18 protein-coding genes are annotated in these 17265 nt (G+C 60.8%); 6 read left to right on the top strand and 12 right to left on the bottom strand.

The window, feature by feature from the left end:
* Positions 1-97 precede the first annotated feature (97 nt).
* The 3 genes from GV035_RS02410 (at position 98) to GV035_RS02400 (ending at position 3078) form a co-directional block, all read left to right on the top strand.
* Positions 98-988 (top strand): sugar phosphate isomerase/epimerase family protein, encoded by an 891-nt coding sequence (locus GV035_RS02410; RefSeq protein ID WP_159833034.1) that lies wholly within the window; start codon positions 98-100, stop codon positions 986-988.
* Between the two features lie 77 nt (positions 989-1065).
* Positions 1066-2127, top strand: a complete 1062-nt coding sequence (locus tag GV035_RS02405; protein ID WP_159833032.1) for a maleylacetate reductase — start codon at positions 1066-1068, stop codon at positions 2125-2127.
* A 126-nt stretch (positions 2128-2253) separates the two neighbouring features.
* Positions 2254-3078, top strand: a complete 825-nt coding sequence (locus GV035_RS02400) for a 3-keto-5-aminohexanoate cleavage protein (RefSeq protein ID WP_159833030.1) — start codon at positions 2254-2256, stop codon at positions 3076-3078.
* Between the two features lie 474 nt (positions 3079-3552).
* Here GV035_RS02400 and GV035_RS02395 read toward each other — a convergent pair whose 3' ends face one another.
* The 4 genes from GV035_RS02395 to GV035_RS02380 form a co-directional block, all read right to left on the bottom strand.
* On the bottom strand, positions 3553-4029 hold the full coding sequence (locus tag GV035_RS02395) for an acyl dehydratase (protein WP_159833028.1): 477 nt from the start codon (positions 4027-4029) through the stop codon (positions 3553-3555).
* Positions 4030-4066: 37 nt separating this feature from the next.
* Positions 4067-5224, bottom strand: a complete 1158-nt coding sequence (locus GV035_RS02390) for a CaiB/BaiF CoA transferase family protein (protein WP_159833026.1) — start codon at positions 5222-5224, stop codon at positions 4067-4069.
* Positions 5221-6228, bottom strand: a complete 1008-nt coding sequence (locus tag GV035_RS02385) for a 2-dehydropantoate 2-reductase (protein WP_159833024.1) — start codon at positions 6226-6228, stop codon at positions 5221-5223. Before GV035_RS02385 ends, GV035_RS02390 begins: the two co-directional genes overlap by 4 nt.
* Positions 6229-6395: 167 nt before the next feature.
* Positions 6396-7328, bottom strand: a complete 933-nt coding sequence (locus GV035_RS02380) for an AraC family transcriptional regulator (protein ID WP_159833022.1) — start codon at positions 7326-7328, stop codon at positions 6396-6398.
* 144 nt (positions 7329-7472) lie between these two features.
* Here GV035_RS02380 and GV035_RS02375 point away from each other — a divergent pair, with 144 nt between their 5' ends.
* From GV035_RS02375 to GV035_RS02365, 3 genes are all read left to right on the top strand, one after another.
* Positions 7473-8270, top strand: coding sequence for an SDR family NAD(P)-dependent oxidoreductase (locus GV035_RS02375; RefSeq protein ID WP_159833020.1), 798 nt, complete (start codon positions 7473-7475; stop codon positions 8268-8270).
* A gap of 14 nt (positions 8271-8284) precedes the next feature.
* Positions 8285-8449, top strand: coding sequence for a hypothetical protein (locus tag GV035_RS02370; RefSeq protein WP_159833018.1), 165 nt, complete (start codon positions 8285-8287; stop codon positions 8447-8449).
* 75 nt (positions 8450-8524) lie between these two features.
* Entirely contained in the window at positions 8525-9484 is a 960-nt protein-coding gene (locus GV035_RS02365; protein ID WP_159833016.1) for a LysR substrate-binding domain-containing protein, read from the top strand.
* A 5-nt stretch (positions 9485-9489) separates the two neighbouring features.
* On the opposite strand, the gene GV035_RS02360 is transcribed toward GV035_RS02365, so the two are convergent.
* The 8 genes from GV035_RS02360 to GV035_RS02325 form a co-directional block, all read right to left on the bottom strand.
* Complete coding sequence (locus GV035_RS02360; protein WP_159833014.1) at positions 9490-10677, bottom strand: CaiB/BaiF CoA transferase family protein; 1188 nt, start codon at positions 10675-10677, stop codon at positions 9490-9492.
* Between the two features lie 23 nt (positions 10678-10700).
* Positions 10701-11945 (bottom strand): NAD(P)/FAD-dependent oxidoreductase, encoded by a 1245-nt coding sequence (locus tag GV035_RS02355; protein WP_236572398.1) that lies wholly within the window; start codon positions 11943-11945, stop codon positions 10701-10703.
* Positions 11932-12192: a ferredoxin gene (locus tag GV035_RS02350; protein WP_159833010.1), complete on the bottom strand. Its 261-nt coding sequence runs from the start codon at positions 12190-12192 to the stop codon at positions 11932-11934. Before GV035_RS02350 ends, GV035_RS02355 begins: the two co-directional genes overlap by 14 nt.
* 43 nt (positions 12193-12235) lie before the next feature.
* On the bottom strand, positions 12236-13411 hold the full coding sequence (locus GV035_RS02345; RefSeq protein WP_236572397.1) for a cytochrome P450: 1176 nt from the start codon (positions 13409-13411) through the stop codon (positions 12236-12238).
* 87 nt (positions 13412-13498) lie between these two features.
* Positions 13499-14194, bottom strand: coding sequence for an SDR family NAD(P)-dependent oxidoreductase (locus GV035_RS02340; protein ID WP_159833006.1), 696 nt, complete (start codon positions 14192-14194; stop codon positions 13499-13501).
* Between the two features lie 165 nt (positions 14195-14359).
* Positions 14360-15958, bottom strand: coding sequence for an ATP-dependent acyl-CoA ligase (locus tag GV035_RS02335; RefSeq protein WP_236572396.1), 1599 nt, complete (start codon positions 15956-15958; stop codon positions 14360-14362).
* Positions 15959-16057: 99 nt separating this feature from the next.
* Positions 16058-16930, bottom strand: coding sequence for an acyl-CoA thioesterase (locus tag GV035_RS02330; RefSeq protein ID WP_159833004.1), 873 nt, complete (start codon positions 16928-16930; stop codon positions 16058-16060).
* Between the two features lie 11 nt (positions 16931-16941).
* A complete protein-coding gene (locus tag GV035_RS02325) occupies positions 16942-17253 on the bottom strand; it encodes a 2Fe-2S iron-sulfur cluster-binding protein (RefSeq protein WP_159833002.1) in 312 nt (103 codons plus the stop codon).
* Between the last annotated feature and the right edge of the window lie 12 nt (positions 17254-17265).

Below are 17265 nucleotides of genomic sequence, written 5' to 3'. Positions count from 1 at the left end.
GGACAAACACACTCGGGCGGCTCTTGCTTCTGCACTTTCTGAGAGCCTCGCTAAAGTCGCTCTATCAAAGATTCGAAGTGCTTCTGGAGTACACCAATTGAGCAACCCTGACATTGACCTGCTGGCCGCCTATTGGACCCTTGCTGGAGACGTCGATCCGCTCCAGCCTTCGATCAGTCCTTACTCTTTTCAAGCTCGCGTCGAAGCGGCTTCGAAAGCAGGCTGGCGAGGCATTGGCGTCATCCATGAGGATCTGGTTGCGACCATCGAGAAGATCGGCCTGGATACGGTCAAGCACATTCTCGAAGACAACGGCATCAAACACTTTGAGCTTGAGTTTCTCGTTGACTGGTACAGGGACGGCAAAGAGCGCCAGGTGTCCGACCGTGCTCGTCGCGTGATTCTTGAGCTAGGGGCGAAGCTTGGCATGAAGAACGTGAAGATCGCCGCCAGCGCGTTGGATCAGCGAACGCCAGACTTCGCTCGAATGGCGGATGAATTCGCCACGCTATGCCAGGAGGCGGCTCAGGTCGGTTCGAACGTGTCGATCGAAGTCATGCCGTTCTCTATCATCAAAACGCTTGAGGACGGGCTCGCCATTGTTCAGAAGGCGAACCAGCCAAACGGTGGCCTCCTCCTCGATATCTGGCACATGGTTCGCGGAGGAATCGACTTCAGTGAAATTGCAAAGGTCCCGCCGCAATTCATCAAAGCGATTGAACTTGACGACGCCAGTTCGACCATCGAGGGAACCTTGCTGGAAGACACCGTCTTTCGACGCAAGCTTTGCGGTGAAGGTGAATTCGACTGTCCGGGCTTCATAGAAGCGGTGCAGGAAGCGGGATTCAATGGCGAATGGTACGGCGTTGAAATCATCTCGACCGAATATCGCAAGCTGCCGCTGGAGCAAATGGCCATCAGTTCGTTCGAAACAACCATGCAGCAGTTCCGCGACGTTGAAGCACGGCGACAAAAAGTCAGTGCTTGAACCATCGCGAGACACGGGCAGATCGGATAACCCACGTCCGACACCCAATGCGCATACCGATAGGTAAGGATCCTTCGATGTACGACTTCACTTACACCTCGCAGCCTTCGAAAGTGATCTTCGCCGCTGGCGCACTTGCCCGCGTCGGCGAAGAAGTTCGCGCACTCGGCGCAGAAAAGGCCCTTGTTCTGTGCACTCCGGAGCAAGAAGCACAAGCAACGGCTGTATCTGAACTGTTGGGACCGCTCAGCGCAGGTGTCTTCGCCGAAGCGAAGATGCACGTTCCAATTGAAACGGCAAGACGCGCCCGTGACCATGCACGAAGCGTTGGTGCCGATTGCGCTGTGGCGATAGGCGGAGGATCCACCGTCGGCCTGGGTAAAGCCATCGCTCTGGAATCGAGCTTGCCGATCATCGCGATTCCGACGACGTACGCCGGCTCTGAGATGACGCCGATTTATGGCCTCACCGAGGATGGATTGAAGCGCACCGGCCGCGACGCGCGTGTGCTGCCAAAGACCGTTATTTACGATCCCATGCTTTCATCGAGCCTGCCGCTCGGCTTGTCGTTCGTGAGCGGCCTCAACGCTATCGCGCACGCGGCCGAGGGTCTGTATGCGCGCGACGGCAATCCCGTCATGTCGCTCATGGCGGAGGACGGAATCCGCGCGTTGGCGACAGGGCTGAGGGGCCTGAAGAAGGATCCACAAAACCTTTCGGCTCGCAGCGACTGTCTCTACGGCGCATGGTTGTGCGGCAGCGTACTGGGCCATGTCGGAATGGCGCTCCACCATAAGCTTTGCCATACGTTGGGAGGAAGCTTCAATCTCCCCCACGCGGAGACACATGCGATCGTCTTGCCGCACGCGTTGGCGTACAACAGTGGCGCAGCACCGGATGCCATGATGCGAATCGCACGAGCACTCGGAAGCGAAAACGCCGCGCTCGGAGTCTTCGAACTGGGACGCGAACTGAATATTCCGTCCGGGTTGCGCGAGATAGGGATGCAAGAATCCGATCTCGACCGGGCATGCGACATCGCACTGTCTAACCCGTATTGGAATCCACGCCCGATCGAACGCGAGCCGCTTCGGTCTTTACTGCAGGATGCCTGGAATGGACAACCGCCCCGCGTGTGATTGCTGCCTTCGCGAAACCAGATCACCGACGACGGACCGGCGGTCGCTGATGCAGCGATAATCTGGTGAAAAAGCGGCAGTATTCGCCAACTGCGGCACGAACCTACATAACATAGTGAAACGAGCATGAATAAGCCTTGCATCATTTCTGTTGCGATTACGGGATCACTGCCGCGCAAGAAAGACAATCCTGCTGTTCCGATCACGGTGAACGAGCAGGTAGAGTCGACGCATGCTGCATTCGAAGCCGGGGCCACTCTGGTCCATCTTCACGTTCGTAACGACGATGAAACTCCCACGTCAAATCCCGATCGCTTCGCACTGGTGCTTGAAGGCATTCGAAAGCACGCGCCGGGCATGATCACCCAGGTCTCTACCGGCGGTCGCTCCGGGGCAGGCAATGAGAGAGGTGCCATGCTGTCGCTTCGGCCTGACATGGCGTCCTTGGCAACCGGCTCGGTCAATTTCCCAACCCGGGTCTATGACAATCCGCCGGACCTGGTCCACTGGCTCGCCGCCGAGATGAAAGCTTACGGCATCAAGCCGGAAGTCGAGGCCTTTGACTTATCGATGATCTTCCAAGCTGCCGATCTGCAACGGACGGGCGAGATTGTCGGTCCTCTGCACATTCAGTTTGTCATGGGCATCAAGAATGCAATGCCTGTCGATCGCGAAGTCCTTGAATTCTACGTTCGTACGCTCAAGCGCCTTTCGCCGGACGCGACATGGACCGGGGCCGGCATCGGTCGCAATCAACTGACCATGGCTCGCTGGTCCCTCGAACTCGGGGGGCACTGCCGCACCGGCTTGGAGGACAACGTGCGGATGGACAAGGCAACCCTTGCCCCGTCCAATGCCGCGCTTGTGCGCCAGGTTGCAGATCTATGCGAGGAGTATGGTCGCCCGGTCGCAACGGCGGCTCAAGCTCGCGAGATGTTAAGTTTGCGTTAAACAGCATTTCCTCAGGTAAAGCGGACGGTGTGTGTCGGTGGCCACCGTCGGCATTTCACTGCGCCAATCGCGCCTTTGTGCGGTTGTAAGGCACATGTCGCCACCCTTCAGGGCGCAGACGGAGATGGGTAACGTCGGCGCCGATCGCCGTACTGCTCCCTGCATTCCTTTTGCCTGTCGTCTGGTAAGCAAGACAGCGCATCTTGCACGGACCGTGGACTGCTCTTCTAGCTTTCGCAATGTTGGTCAGCCTTGGAAACAGGCTGCTACCATGCGGTGTCAGCCAAGTTCGCAAAGAAAATAACCAACGAATCGAACATCGAATTGATGTCGATAAGGATACGTCTCGGTTTTAGTGGTTTCATTTAGTCTCTGGCTCCGTGTTTCGGCTGACAGGTGAGGGCCCGCGCCGCGCTGAAACGCTCTATCGACTAGACATGCATTGCATGGCAGCGAAGGCGCAGAAAACTTCAATCAGAGCAGACAGCTTCTGACGAGTCTTAGATTGGAACCGCTTGATTCCGGTCTCGGCTTGAATCGCAGAAGCACATCCGCTCGGAGCACCGGTTCGCTTGTCGCGTCACACTCCATTACGCAGGCCAGTTGCACTTCCCACCGCTCACCTATTGGTCGCAGTCCCTTCACTGTCGCACCTACGCGCACGGCAGAACCTATCGTCGGCAGGGATAGGAGTTCGATGCACTGGACTGCGTGGTGTGCGACATTGCTGGCATTTTCCAGTACATACACCTGCTGAACCAGGTGAACCACTAACCCCAATGCGACACGACTAGGGATAACGTCGGAGCCGAAGGCATCGGCTTGCTCGCCGAAGTCAGCGTCAGGCAACGATTCGAACCGCTTAATCGTTGCAGGATCGACTTCAAGCCAGTCGCTATGCCCGAGATAGAGGCCAAGACATGCGCGAATGCCTTGCACGCCATTCAACATTATTGGCACCTTCTCCTCCTATCGGACTAAGCGTCTGCTACCGGGACTCATGGCGAAAGAAATGTGCGTTGCCTTCCCCGAGCGCGGGCGCCGACTGCAAAGGCTTGAGCAGATGGCCATTGAAGCGAGCCGGATAGCGAACCGCGCGGATTGTGCCCGTCGGTGTTTCGAGTGTCGAATATAGTTCGTTATGCACTACCTGCGGGTCGTTCAGGTGTGCATCTGGCGGGTTGACTGGACCCGCAGGTACGTCGAGTTCGCGAAATCGAGCCAGCCATTGTTCAGTCGTCTTCTCGCGGAGCGGCTCCGCAATGCGCTCGAAGAATGTGTGCGTCATTTCTTTCTTGCTGGTGATTTTCTTGAGTTCTTCCTTCCATTCGGGATGACCGACCGCGTCGAGAGTGCGGCTCAGTTGCTTACCCGACACTGGCGAGACGACGAGATAGCCGTCGCGCGTCGCAAGCACAGGTTGAGGAGCGAGGGTCGGCGGCGAGTCATCGTCGACAAATGCGCGGTTGTGGAACATGTCCGGAAAGTTGTAATACGAAAGCATATCCAGCATGGACGTTTCCAGATGGATTGCTTTCTGCTCCCGGTCCCGCGCAATCAGTCCCGACAATGCCATTTGCGCGGCAAACAACGCTGCGACCTTGTCCGCGACAAACGTATTCGTTGCGCGCGGCGTCCCCCCGGCTGCCTCGTAGCTGAGTAAGCCGGTTCGTCCTTGAATCAGCGCGTCGAAGGCGGGCTCAGCCGCGAGATCGCCGTCAGGTCCATATCCCGTGATCGAGAGCTGAACGATGCGCGGATTGAGCTCGCTCACCGCTTCGAAGCTCAGGCCGAGCGACGCCGATACGTGCGGACGCCAGTTCTCGATGTACAAGTCGGCATCGCGCAAAAGCGTCCTGAACTTGGCCAGGTCGTCGGAGGACTTGAGATCCAGCGCGACGCTACGCTTGCCGCGATTCGCGTTCGTCCAGACCGTTCCGACGCCTTCCCACGCGTGACCAAAGTTGCGATACGGATCGCCTGTCGGCGGTTCCACCTTGATGACATCCGCGCCAAGATCGGCGAGCATCTGAGCGCCGAACGGCCCCGAAATATAGCTGCACGCTTCGACCACCTTCACGCCTGCGAGCGGGCGCTTGAACGTGTCTTCATCGTTTTGCGTGGCCGTCGTGGATGCGTCTTTCATACGTGTTGCTCCTGTTTTTCAATTGCGTGGGCTGCCGTCGATGCGCGCAGTTGGGCCATCGCAAGCACTGCGTCAAGCGTTGGAGTGGCTACATCCGTCAGTTCACGCAGCGCACGGATCGACCGGCTCAAGGGATCGAGTTCGAGCGGACGTGCAGCTTCGAGGTCCTGAAGCATCGACATCTTGTGATGCGCCGCGCTGACGGTCATTGCAATTCGCTTGTCGGGCGTCGGACCGATCGCAAGCCCTAATTGGGCACCAATGGCATCCGCTTCCAGCATCATGGCTTTGACGACAGGCAGTACGCCCTCCGCTGTGGCCATTTCGCCAAGCGTTCCCTGCGTGAGCAGCGCAACAGGATTGAAGGACAAGCTGTTGACGAACTTCACCCAGATGGCCGAGCGAATATCTTTGTTCACCTTCGCGTCGATGCCGCTTGCGCATAGCACTTCACTGAGCGTGCGCACCCGCTCGGAGTCGCTGCCGTTGAGCTCGCCAATCGGACAACCGGCCTTCGCGCCGTCCTGCACTACCACACCGGGTCCACTCGTATGCGCCCCAATCCAGTAGACACAACCCAGCACCTGATTTGGCGGAATGGTGCGCCATTGCCGTCCTTCGTGATCGAGCGCGGGCAACTGTCTGCCCTCGAACGGTCCGGGAAACGCGTGAAAGAAGTAATAGGGAATGCCCGTTGTCGGCGGCAGCACTGTGGTCCGCGGGCCGATCAAAGGCGCAATGTCATCGAGAGCGGCATCGACCTGATGCGCCTTGAGCGTGATGAATACGTAGTCCTGTACGCCGAGCTCGCGGGTATTCGCAGTCGCCCGCACGGGCACGCTGAAATCTTCGCTGGCGGTTCTGACACGCAGGCCGTCGGAACGGATGGCGCTCAGCGTCCTGCCGCGTGCGACGACACTGACGTCGCATTGACCGGCACGTGCCAGGTGCGCCGCAAGATAGCCGCCAATCGCCCCGCCTCCGAAAATACATACCTTTAGCATATTGCGCTCTCTTGCCAAACTGGATGAGTGCCCCGCTTCATGCACCGCTTAACGCCGACGCTCAAAAAGCGTTCGGGATGGGCACACGATACGGGTGACCCCGGCAAGTAGGGAAATACTAAAAAACGATTATTCAAGCGGATCGGCGTATAGCAGAAGCGTCAGATTCACGTCTTACGTTGCCCGCTACGGCACGTACGTCGGAACGCCGCAGGCGCAACGCCAACCACGCGAGTGAAAGCCGTACTGAAGGCACTGTCTGAGAGATAGCCGATGGAAAGCGCAATGTCTGCAATCGAACGTTCGCTATTGATCAACGCTTCTTTCGCAAGCGCAATGCGCCAATTGGACAAGTATGTTCCGGGCGCCACCCCCACGCGCTCTGTGAAGCGCCGCGCAAAGGCCGCTCGTGACATGCCGATGTCCTTTGCAAGGCCATCAACGGTCCAGTGATAAGCAACATTTCCGTGCATTCTGCGCAGCGCAAGATGGATGTGTGGATCGGCCATACCGCTAAACCAGCCGACCTCGCGGCTATCAATTCCGTTAAGCGGACGCCGCCACACTTCTACCAGCATGACTTCGACAAGCCGGCTCATCACCAGATCGTGGCCCGGAAGATCGGAACCTGACTCCTCGCCGATTATTGCAATAAGGCGCGTGAGGCGACCCGCCTCTTCGTCCGATGATCGAATATGAAGGAAGTCGGGGAGCATCTCCAGGAACAGTGCTGAATGTTCCGGTCCGATCTCGAAATATCCACCGACCAACCGGGTTTCCTCTCCGCCGGCACCTTCATCCCAGCGCACGTACTCGTCGTTGGCAACGCCGGCTTCCAGGGAGCGCAAGGTGCCGCTTGCATCGAGATCGCTGACAAGGCAGTAACGAGCCGTTGCACGCATGAGCAGATAGTCACCCTGCTTCAACAATAGCGGCGCCCCATGCATCGGCACGTACCAGCATTGACCGGCCAAAACGAGACAGAACACGGGAATATCGCGGCAAGGCACGCTCATCCCCCATCGCCCGTGCGCTTCGACCGTTCTCCAGCTAATTGCTCGCGGTCGCATGAGGCTGATGATATCGGTCAGAATGTCCATTAGAGACGATCGGTAAAGTTTTTGAGACGACGCCGTATAGATTAACTCGTTTCCGCGGATTACCTTATTGTCATCAGCCGGTCTGGGATTCAGCAGTTCAAGCCGGCGAAGACGCCCCAAACGGGTAAAAGATCGGAGACATGCATGAAGCTGAAGGAACGAATCGTCGTGATCACCGGCGCGGCGCAGGGCATGGGTCGCGCGATTGCGATCGAAGCGGCGCGTGAGGGCGCGGCTTGGGTGACAGTCGCGGACATCAAAGAGGATCAAGGCGCGAACGTTGCCAACGAGGTCGAGCAGGCCGGCGCCAGAAGCCGTTTTATCCGTACCGACCTGTCTTCGTCGAGCGACATTCGCCGCATGATCGACGAAACCGCGCGCCTTGCGGGCGGCATCGACTTGCTCGTGAACAACGCAGGCGTTACCGACGACGGCCTCACCCATCGCGCGCCGACCATCGAAGACCTGCCCGAGGAAGTCTGGGACACGGTCATGAACGTCAACCTCAAGGCGATGTGGCTGGCGAGCAAATTCGCCGCGCCCTGGCTGCGCCGTTCCACGAAAAGCCCTGCCATCGTCAACGGCGCGTCGGTTGCGAGCAGCGTCGCGTATCCGGGTTTGCCCGCGTATGCCGCGAGCAAGGGCGGCGTCGTCATGCTGACCAAGGCCACTGCGCTCGATCTCGCCAATGCAGGCATTCGCTGCAACGCCTACGCGCCGGGCGCGATCGACACCCCGATGCTGAGCCACAGTGTCGACAATGCGCCCGACCGCGAGAAGGCGCGCAGGCGTCTATGGGGCACCCATATGCTGCAACGTCTCGGGCGGCCAGAGGAAGTGGCGAAGCTTGTCTGCTTTCTCGCATCCGAAGAAGCGTCTTTTTCAACCGGCAGCGTCTTCCACATCGATGCCGGCACGCTTGCTTGGCGCGGTGTTCACTGAATCGCGGTGACGCCATGTCCGCCAGAACAAAGCAGCTCAGACGCCACTGGACGCAGATCGTGCTCCTCGCGCTCTACATGACGGACCCGATTCGTTACGCCGCCGATACGCGGCTCATTGCCGAGTATTCGGGCACAACGCAGCCACGTACTTCGCCGGGCACGGACCGCGCCGTCTGAGCCAAAGACAGGAATCAACCTCGCAGGCCCGTCTCCGAGGCGGCTTCACGCAAACAGCATAGGAGGATCGCAACCATGAACATGCGCCAACTTCAATACTTTCTCGCCGTGGCCGCCGAGCTGAACTTCACGCGCGCCTCGGAACGGGTGAACATCGCGCAGCCCGCATTGAGCGCGCAAATCATCGCGCTGGAAGACGAACTCGGCACGGCCCTTTTCACGCGCGAAAAGCGCAAGGTGCTGCTGACGCCAGCCGGCGAAATTCTCGTCGAGCACGCCCAGCGCGTACTGAACACGGCGTCGGCGGCGATTGCCGCGGTGCGTGCATCGGGACGCGGCGCGCAGGCGCATCTCATCGTCGGCTCCATCTATACGGCGATCTATTGCTTCCTGCCCAACACGCTGCGGCTGTTCAACGCGCTCGCCCCCAACTCTGATGTGAGTCTTCAGGAGATGACGATCTCGCAGCAGATCGCCGGTCTCAAGGAAGGGCTCATCGAAGTGGGACTTGTGCGCGGGCACGTCTTCGATCACAACATCGTGACCGAGTTGCTGTATCGCGAATTGCTCGTGGTGGCCGTGCCAGCCGGAAGCGAGTATGACGTTCCGGGGCCGGTCAATCTTCAAGATCTCGCGAAATGGCCGCTGATCGCGGTCGCGAGGGGCACGGCAACGGAACGCGGCTACGGCGACAAAATTCTCGACATATTCGAGGACGCCAGCCTGCGGCCGAACGTCGCGAAAGAGGCACACGACATGCACACGTCCGCGTGTCTCGTCGCGGCGGGCGTGGGCGTGGCGGTCGTGCCGGCGATCATGCAGCTGATGCAGCCGCACGGCGTGGCGTATCGGCCGCTGGCAGCCGACACGCCGGGCGTTTCGCTGTCGCTTGCCTGGCATAAGGATCGCGTGCCGCCGCTGCTCAACGCGTGGCGCGAAGCCGCGCGCGCCAACGCGGCGCAGTTGATCGCACGCCACCCGCAATATTTCATCGATACTTCAACGTCGCAGCATCTCGAAGCGGCGGCGGCCTGATCGACTCAGCACGGCTTTTCGGGTTCGTTCGCGCGTTCATCCGATAACCAGCCCTCGACTTCATCGCTGTGCTCGCCGAGCAGCGGCGCGGGACGCATCTCTGTCGTCCGCGCGCCGTGAAAGCGCACCGGCAGACGCATCTGCAAATAGTGGCCTTCCGACGGATGCGTTCTGCGCTCAAAAAATTCCACCGATGCGAGATGCGGGTCCGCGAGCACGCCTTCGAGATCGCGCACCTCGGAAGCCGGAATATCGCATTCGGCAAAGAGCATCAGCCAGTACTGCAGCGGCTGGCTCGCCACAATGCGTGCCATCTCCGCGTGCATCCGGTCCAGCGCATTGAACCGCTCGCGCGCCGTGCTCAGTCTCTCGCGTTCGAGGAAATCTCCGTGACCCGTTACCTGAAAAAAGCGCACCCAGCGATCGTCCGTATAAGGGGCAACGGCGATGTAACCGTCGAGGCACTTCATCGGCTGACGGTCTGGATCGAGCTGGCGCGGATAACCCGCAGGTTCGGTCGGCGGAACGAACGCACGTCCATACAGATGTTCCTGCAACAGAAAGTGCGTGAAGCTCTCGAACATCGGCACTTCGACGGACTGCCCCTGCCCGCTCCGTTCGCGATGCAACAATGCACCGAGCACGGCATACGTCGCATGGAGTCCTGCGACCTTGTCGGCCATCGCCATCGGCAGATAGCGCGGCGCGGGATTGCCATCGGTCCGGGGCAACAGACTCGCGGCACCGGATGCCGCCTGAATGATGTCGTCGTAAGCGGGACGGCCGGCGTAAGTACCTTCTTCGCCGAACCCCGTGCAATGCACATACACGAGCCGACGATGCTGAGCGCAAATGGCATCGTAGCCAAGCCCGAGCCGCTCGATGGCATCATGCCGCAGGTTATGGATGAACACGTCGCAGCGTCCAAGCAGGCGCAGCAGCGCCGCCTTGCCGCGCGGCGTCTTCAAGTCCCATACGACCGACCGTTTGCCGCGATTGAGCGTCATGTGCGCCGGTCCCATGCCGCGCGTTTTCGCGGGCCGCCCGACGCGCCGGATCTCGTCGCCTGCGAGCGGCTCGATCTTGATGACGTCCGCGCCCATCTCGGCCAGCGTCGCCGTGCAATACGGACCGAAGATCACCGAAGTCATATCGAGAATACGCACGCCGTCGAGAATCGCCGATGCAGCCATGAGTCAGGTCCCCGCGGCGGGTATCAAACCGCTTTTTCGAGCGTAAGCAATAGCTTCAGATTGAACGTGGGATCGGCGGCCTGCTCGCGAGACGGACTGATCCGCCGTTGCAGCAGCTTGCGCGCCGCCATGTGATCGGCCGGGCGATTGAACGACTCCACGCCCGTCAGCCGATGATGCCGGTATCGGAACACGGAGAACGCACCGGACGCCGGATCGCCCCGCACGACGCTGCTGTCGAGCCTGCGCGCCACGCCCGCTATCTGCAAACGGGCGCTGCCCTGATCGCTCCAGAACACGGGCGTCTGGTCATACGGTGTCGCATCGCCGAGCAGCGCGCGCGCGACGTGGCGCGCCTGATCGACGGCGTTCTGCACGGACTCTAGCCGCAGCATGTCGCCGCCGTCGAATGCGTAGGGGAATGCCGCGCAATCGCCGATGGCGAAAATCGCCGGGTCCGACGTGCGCAGGAGCGCATCGACGATGACGCCGTTGAACACGGACAAGCCACACGCGGCCGCGAGTTCGCTGTTCGGCACGACGCCAGCCGCGACCAGCACAACGTCTGCCTCAAGACGGGTGCCGTCGGCGAGTTCGACCGCGCGAACACGATCGCCTTCTCCCACGATACGTTCGACGCGTGCATCGAAAGAAAACCGAATGCCCGCCGTGCAATGGTGCGCCGTGCACGCCGACGACATCTCGGCCGAGATCGCGCGCTTCATCACGCGATCGACGGATTCGACCACATGCACGTCGCATCCGCGCGCGGCAGCGATGCAGGCCACTTCCAGACCGAGGAAGCCCGCGCCGACCACCACCACGCGCTGCGCTTCCGAAAGGTATGTCTTCAGCAACTGCGCATCGGACACAGAGCGCAGCGACACGACGCCGTGCATCGGTTGTGTCTGACACGGCAGCACGCGATTGCGCGAACCCGTCGCGAGCACGAGCCGATCGTACGGCACAATCCGACCTGACGCGAGCGACAGACGCTGCCGCCGGCGATCGATCGCGCCGACGCTTTCGCCCGCAATGTGCTCGACCTGCGCGGCATCGAACCAGGGCGATTCTTCGAGCGTCAGTTCGTCCGCCGAAACGTCGCCGGTCAGGAAGCTCTTGGACAACGGCGGCCTTTGATACGGCAGGCTCGCTTCATCGCCGATAAGCCGGATCGCGCCTGTGTAGCCTTCGTCGCGCAGGGAAGCCGCGACCTGCTGCCCGGCCTGCCCCGCGCCCACGATCACAATGGTTTCAGGCGTGCTCACTGCCGCTCTCCTGCGCCGGCGCATCGTCCATGATCTTCTCGACCTTGATGGCCTTCGCGGGACACTTGCGCGCAGCGCCGAGCACTTTCTCGTATTGGGTCTCGTCCGGCTCTGACGTGAGCAGCTTGACCACGCCGTCCTCGTCGCGCTGATCGAATACCTCAGCCGTCGACAGCACGCACAGGCCAGCACCGACGCACACATCCTGATCGACGGCCACGCGCAGTTTGAAGTTTCCGTTTGCCATGCCCTACTCTCCTTCATCGCTGCATGAGTCGCGCAGCCGTTGATTACCAGGTGACCGGCAAGGCTTCGAGGCCCTGCACGAAGTGATCGCCCTTGCCCTTGATCTGTTCGACCGGAACGGCGAAGCGCAGATTCGGCATGCGTTCGAACAGCGTCCCGAACACCACCTGCAACTCGACGCGCGCAAGCGGTTGTCCAAGACATTGGTGAATGCCGTAGCTGAACGCGACGTGATGATCCGCCTTGCGCGTGATGTCGAAGCGTTCCGGATGCTCGAACGCCGTGACATCGTGATTCGCGCCGGATATCAGCGCGATCACGCCTTCGCCCTTGCGAATCACCTGTCCCGCGACCTCGACGTCTTCCGTCGCCACGCGGAACGCGTTGTAATGCACGATGGTATGAAAACGCAGCATCTCCTCCACGGCATTGCGCAAGAGCGTCGGCGTCTCCCGCAACAAGCGCAACTGGTCCGGATTGGTCAGGAAGCTGAAGACGCCCAGCGCCATCTGATTGGCAGTCGTTTCGTGGCCGGCCATCAGCAACAGCTCGGCCATGATGACCAGTTCGCGATGCGTGAGATGCCCCGGCCTTACCTGCTCGACGATCAACCGGCTCAACAGGTCGGTGCGGTTCTCGGCGTCCTTTTCGCGCTCCGTAATCAAGCGGTCCAGATACGACAGGATGCGATCGGACGCTTCCTTTGGAATCGACGGATCGACATCGAGCAGAACCTTAAGGCGGCTTTGCTCCTGAAAGAACCCGTGATCGCACGCCGGTACGTCAAGCAAGCCCGCAATCACTTCCGAGGTCAGCGGCAGAAACAGGTCTTCCACCAGATTGGCGGGCGGACCTTTTTCAATCAGTTCGTCGATGAGCCGGTTGAAGATCGATTCGATACGCGGACGCATTTCGCTCACGCGCTTGATCATGAATTCCTTCGTCAACATACGGCGATAGTGGCCGTGCTGAGGCGGGTCCATGCGAATGAACGCGGGTTCGAGATCGAGCACCGCGTTTCGCGCAGGCGACAGGCTCGGAAAGCCGCTCACCTGCGGATCGCCGCTGAAGCGGTTGTCGCCGAGCACGGCGCGCACGTCGTCGTAGCGCGTGAAAAGCCACGCATCCTTGCCGTCCCACATCTGCACCTTCACCGGCCCCGGCTGCGCCTGGAAATCACGATATTCGGCCGGCGGAACGAACGGACATTGGCGCGGCATTGGAAACGTCGGCTTGCTAAAAGGACACCCAGACATCATGCCTCCCCTAATACCCGTTGAATGATCGAGTTCATGTCGGGGCGAATCTCACAGACCGCCGTTGACGTCGAGCGTCGCGCCCGTCACGTAGCGGGCATCGTCGCTCACGAGGAAGCCGACGACCGATGCGATTTCTTCGGGCTCCGCCGCGCGTTGCAGGCCGGAACCAGCGATCAGCTTGTCGCGGATTTCCTTCGGCACCTTTTCGCCCATCGCCGTATTGATCGTGCCGGGCGACACCGCCGCGACACGGATGCCATGCGGCCCCAGCGGCTTGGCAAGACTCTTGGTGAGATTAATGACGGCCGCTTTCGAGCCACCGTAGTCGGTCACGCCACTGCCCGTCGTCGCCACGATCGAAGCCAGGTTGACGATGACACCGCCGCCGCCCGCTTTCACGAGACGCTTTGCCACTTCCTGGCTGAGAAAGAACGGCGCGCGTGCGTTGACGCCATAAGTGAAGTCGTAGTCGGAGGGCGAAATGTCGAAGAACGTCTTGCCGTGCCAGACACCCGCGTTGTTGACGAGCACGCGGATCGTGCCGTACTTTGCGTCGATATCCTCAACGGCGGCGCGAATCTGCTCGATATCGGTCACGTCGCACTTGCGATACGCGTAGTCGCCCTTGCCGGACTCCGCGACGTCGAGGCCGACGACCGTATAGCCGCGCTCTCTCAGGTTCTTGCAAATGGCCTGGCCCGTCAGCCCGTTCGAGCCCGTTACGACTGCAACGTTGGTTGTCATGCGTCACCTCTTCTCACGATATGGTCTTGAACCGGATCATCTGAATGCTCGCTTTGTTCGAGCGTCTCAGGCTCAAGATTCGCGCGGTTCGAAGCGCAGGTCCAATACTGTTTTGCTGGATCGTGAGACCAAATTCCTATCGTTGCTGAGGCCGTCAGGGACGCATCAACGCTGGACGACGATGCCCGCGCTTTCGCGGTCCCAGCAGTCGCTGGTCACGCCTTCCGCACGCAGCCGATACTTCTCGACCCGTTCGCTCGGCGTCTTAGGCAAGCTCTCGCGGAAGGCGACGTAACGCGGAATGGCGAAGTACGCGAGACGCGGCTCGCACCAGCGAATAAGCTCGACTTCCGAAAGCTGTTGACCGCTTTTGAGCACGATCACGGCCTTCACCTCGTCTTCGCCGAGTTCGGAGGGCACGCCGACCACGCACGATTCAAGCACGGCCGGGTGAGATCCGATCACCGCCTCGACCTCGAAAGACGAGATGTTCTCGCCGCGCCTTCGCAACGCCTGCTTCTTGCGGTCGACGAAATAAAAATAGCCGTCGTCGTCCTGCTTCGCGAGATCGCCGGTGTGGATCCACAGGTTGCGGACGAGCTCTAGCGTCGCCTCAGGATTCTTGTAGTAGCCGCTCGTACCGAGAAACGGCCGCTGCGGCCTGACGATGAGTTCGCCAGTCTGCCCGCGCGGGACTTCGTTGTCGTAGTCATCGACGACACGCACGTCGTAACCCGTGATCGCCTTGCCACACGCGCCCGCGCGACGGTCCTCGTACGGATTCACGAGACAACTGCTGCATTCGGTCATGCCGTACAGCTCGAGCAGCCGCGTATTGAAGCGCGCCTCGAACGCATGCCACAGATGCGGCGGCGCGGCGGCGCCCACCATCAGGCGCAGCGGATTGTCGGCGTCGAGCGGCGAAGGCGCCTGCTTCATCAGGATCGACAACATGCCGCCAATGAACTTCGCTGATGTGCAGTTCCATCTACGGCAGTCGTCGAGCATGCGGCTCGCCGAGAAACGTTCGACGAACACGGCCTGCGCACCCGCGAGCATGGCTGGACCAGTCGTGCCGTGCGCGCTCGTGTGAAAGAACGGCAGGCCGGTATAGAGCACGTCTTCGTCTGTATAGCGCGCGTACATCACCGCCTGCGACCAGATTTCGTACCAGTAGTGATGGCTGATGAGCACGCCTTTCGAGCGCCCCGTCGTGCCCGACGTGTACGAAATGGTCGATAAGTCTCTGAAGTCGACCGTCACGCCGGGCGCGGTCTCCGGGCGTGACATGAGTTCGTCGAAATGCAGGGCTTCGCGTCCGGGCCAGCTTGTAAGCAGCGGCAGCGTGCGGGCATCGAGCACGATGGTGTGACGCACTTGCGGCAGCCGATCCGCGACCGCACCCACCGCGTCCGCATGAGCCTGTTCGACGACGAGCGCAACGCAATCGGCGTGATCGATCTGGTACGCAAGGCCATCGCCCTTTAACGCCACGTTGATCGGCACGCACACCGCGCCGATCTTGTTCAACCCGAACCACGCAAGCAGAAACTCCACACGGTTGGACAACATCAGGGCGACCTTGTCGCCCGCGCCGACAGACAGCGTCCGAAAGCCGTTCGCCGCACGGTTCGACAGTGCGTTCAGCGCCTCGAAGGTGATCGTTTCATCGCGAAAGCGGAACACCTCATGATGCGGATGACGCCGGGCCTTGTCCTCGATGATCTTCCCAATCACGCGATCCGTCTGCGCATAGTCATGCATGGTCCACTCGGACCATCTTCGTGCCGCGCGTTCGAATTTGTCGTTCCACTGACCCATCGTGTTGCTCACCCTGATTCGGCGTTCGGCCGCGCGACGGCGTCACGCGAGACCTTCATCATCGACGACGCGCATCAGCCCTTCCTGCATCGCGGTTGCGACGCGCCGGCCATCCTGATACAGCGCGCCCGCGCCCAGTCCGCGATTGTTCACCGCGCATGGCCCGGTCATGTCGTAAAAGAACCAGTCGTCGGGGCGCACGGCTGCGTGGAACCACATCGCATGATCCAGGCTTGCGGAGCGCGCGCGCCGATCCATCGTGCCGTGGCCGCGCGGACGCATCGCCGTGGTCATCAGGTCGAGATCGCACGCGTAGGCGAGCACGGCATGACAAAGCAGCGGGTCGTCGCCGCATGGCGCGCGCAAACGGCACCATAGCCCGTTGACGGGCGGCGTGACGCCGGGGTCGAGCCACGGCCGCCACATGTCGCTGCGCCGCTCGAATAGCTGCATGATCGTCGATACATGCGAACGGCGGCTTTCCAGCAGATGCGCCTCGTGCGCGAAGAAATCGGCTTCGGCAGGCATGTCGTCGGGCGGCGGAACAGGCGGCATCGGCGCAAGACGTTCATGCGAACCCTCGGCCGCCTGAAACGAAGCCGCGCCGATGAACACGACCCGCTCCTCCTGCATGACGGTCACCTGACGCGTGCTGAAGGTCTTGCCGTCGCGCACTGGCTGCACATCGAAGCGGATGCGTTTGGTCACATCGCCGGGATGGACGAAATAGCCTTGCATCGAATGCAGCGCATGAGAATCGCGCACCGTGCGCCCCATCGCCATGATGGACTGCGCGAGAAGCTGCCCGCCATAAATACGGCGCGCGCCGTCGCTGATCGACTCGCCCGTGAATACGTGACGACGCTCCTCGCGCACGCGCAAGACCGACAGCAGGTCATTCACCGTCAGTGCCATGCGCCCTCCCATCAGCCGGGAATCGCGACGACGAGGCCATCCAGTTCCGGCGTGATCTCGATCTGGCAACTGAGGCGGCTGTTGCTGCGCGGCGTGCCCATGCCTTCGAGCATGTCGCGCTCGATATCGCATGCTTCTCCGACAGCACTGATCCACGCTTCATCGACATAGACCTCGCAGGTCGCGCAACTGCACGCACCGCCGCACTCCGCGACGATGCCCGCAATCATGTTGTCCACGGCGCCCTGCATGACGGAACTGCCGAGCGGCACATCGACTTCCGTGGTTTCGCCGCTATTCTGAACGTATTTGATGACTGGCATTTCACACCTCTC

Origin of the sequence: Burkholderia sp. 8Y (assembly GCF_902506145.1) — a bacterium.
GTDB lineage: Bacteria > Pseudomonadota > Gammaproteobacteria > Burkholderiales > Burkholderiaceae > Caballeronia.
Note: the sequence above shows the minus strand (reverse complement) of the source record. Positions and strands in the feature narration are given on the sequence as shown.

Bases quoted from the DNA above. Each gene is read 5' to 3' on its own strand.
- GV035_RS02405 (WP_159833032.1), top strand. From the start codon at position 1,066: ATGTACGACTTCACTTACACCTCGCAGCCTTCGAAAGTGATCTTCGCC.
- GV035_RS02400 (WP_159833030.1), top strand. From the start codon at position 2,254: ATGAATAAGCCTTGCATCATTTCTGTTGCGATTACGGGATCACTGCCG.
- GV035_RS02395 (WP_159833028.1), bottom strand. From the start codon at position 4,029: ATGTTGAATGGCGTGCAAGGCATTCGCGCATGTCTTGGCCTCTATCTC.
- GV035_RS02390 (WP_159833026.1), bottom strand. From the start codon at position 5,224: ATGAAAGACGCATCCACGACGGCCACGCAAAACGATGAAGACACGTTC.
- GV035_RS02385 (WP_159833024.1), bottom strand. From the start codon at position 6,228: ATGCTAAAGGTATGTATTTTCGGAGGCGGGGCGATTGGCGGCTATCTT.
- GV035_RS02380 (WP_159833022.1), bottom strand. From the start codon at position 7,328: ATGGACATTCTGACCGATATCATCAGCCTCATGCGACCGCGAGCAATT.
- GV035_RS02375 (WP_159833020.1), top strand. From the start codon at position 7,473: ATGAAGCTGAAGGAACGAATCGTCGTGATCACCGGCGCGGCGCAGGGC.
- GV035_RS02370 (WP_159833018.1), top strand. From the start codon at position 8,285: ATGTCCGCCAGAACAAAGCAGCTCAGACGCCACTGGACGCAGATCGTG.
- GV035_RS02365 (WP_159833016.1), top strand. From the start codon at position 8,525: ATGAACATGCGCCAACTTCAATACTTTCTCGCCGTGGCCGCCGAGCTG.
- GV035_RS02360 (WP_159833014.1), bottom strand. From the start codon at position 10,677: ATGGCTGCATCGGCGATTCTCGACGGCGTGCGTATTCTCGATATGACT.
- GV035_RS02350 (WP_159833010.1), bottom strand. From the start codon at position 12,192: ATGGCAAACGGAAACTTCAAACTGCGCGTGGCCGTCGATCAGGATGTG.
- GV035_RS02345 (WP_236572397.1), bottom strand. From the start codon at position 13,411: ATGCCGCGCCAATGTCCGTTCGTTCCGCCGGCCGAATATCGTGATTTC.
- GV035_RS02340 (WP_159833006.1), bottom strand. From the start codon at position 14,194: ATGACAACCAACGTTGCAGTCGTAACGGGCTCGAACGGGCTGACGGGC.
- GV035_RS02335 (WP_236572396.1), bottom strand. From the start codon at position 15,958: ATGCATGACTATGCGCAGACGGATCGCGTGATTGGGAAGATCATCGAG.
- GV035_RS02330 (WP_159833004.1), bottom strand. From the start codon at position 16,930: ATGGCACTGACGGTGAATGACCTGCTGTCGGTCTTGCGCGTGCGCGAG.
- GV035_RS02325 (WP_159833002.1), bottom strand. From the start codon at position 17,253: ATGCCAGTCATCAAATACGTTCAGAATAGCGGCGAAACCACGGAAGTC.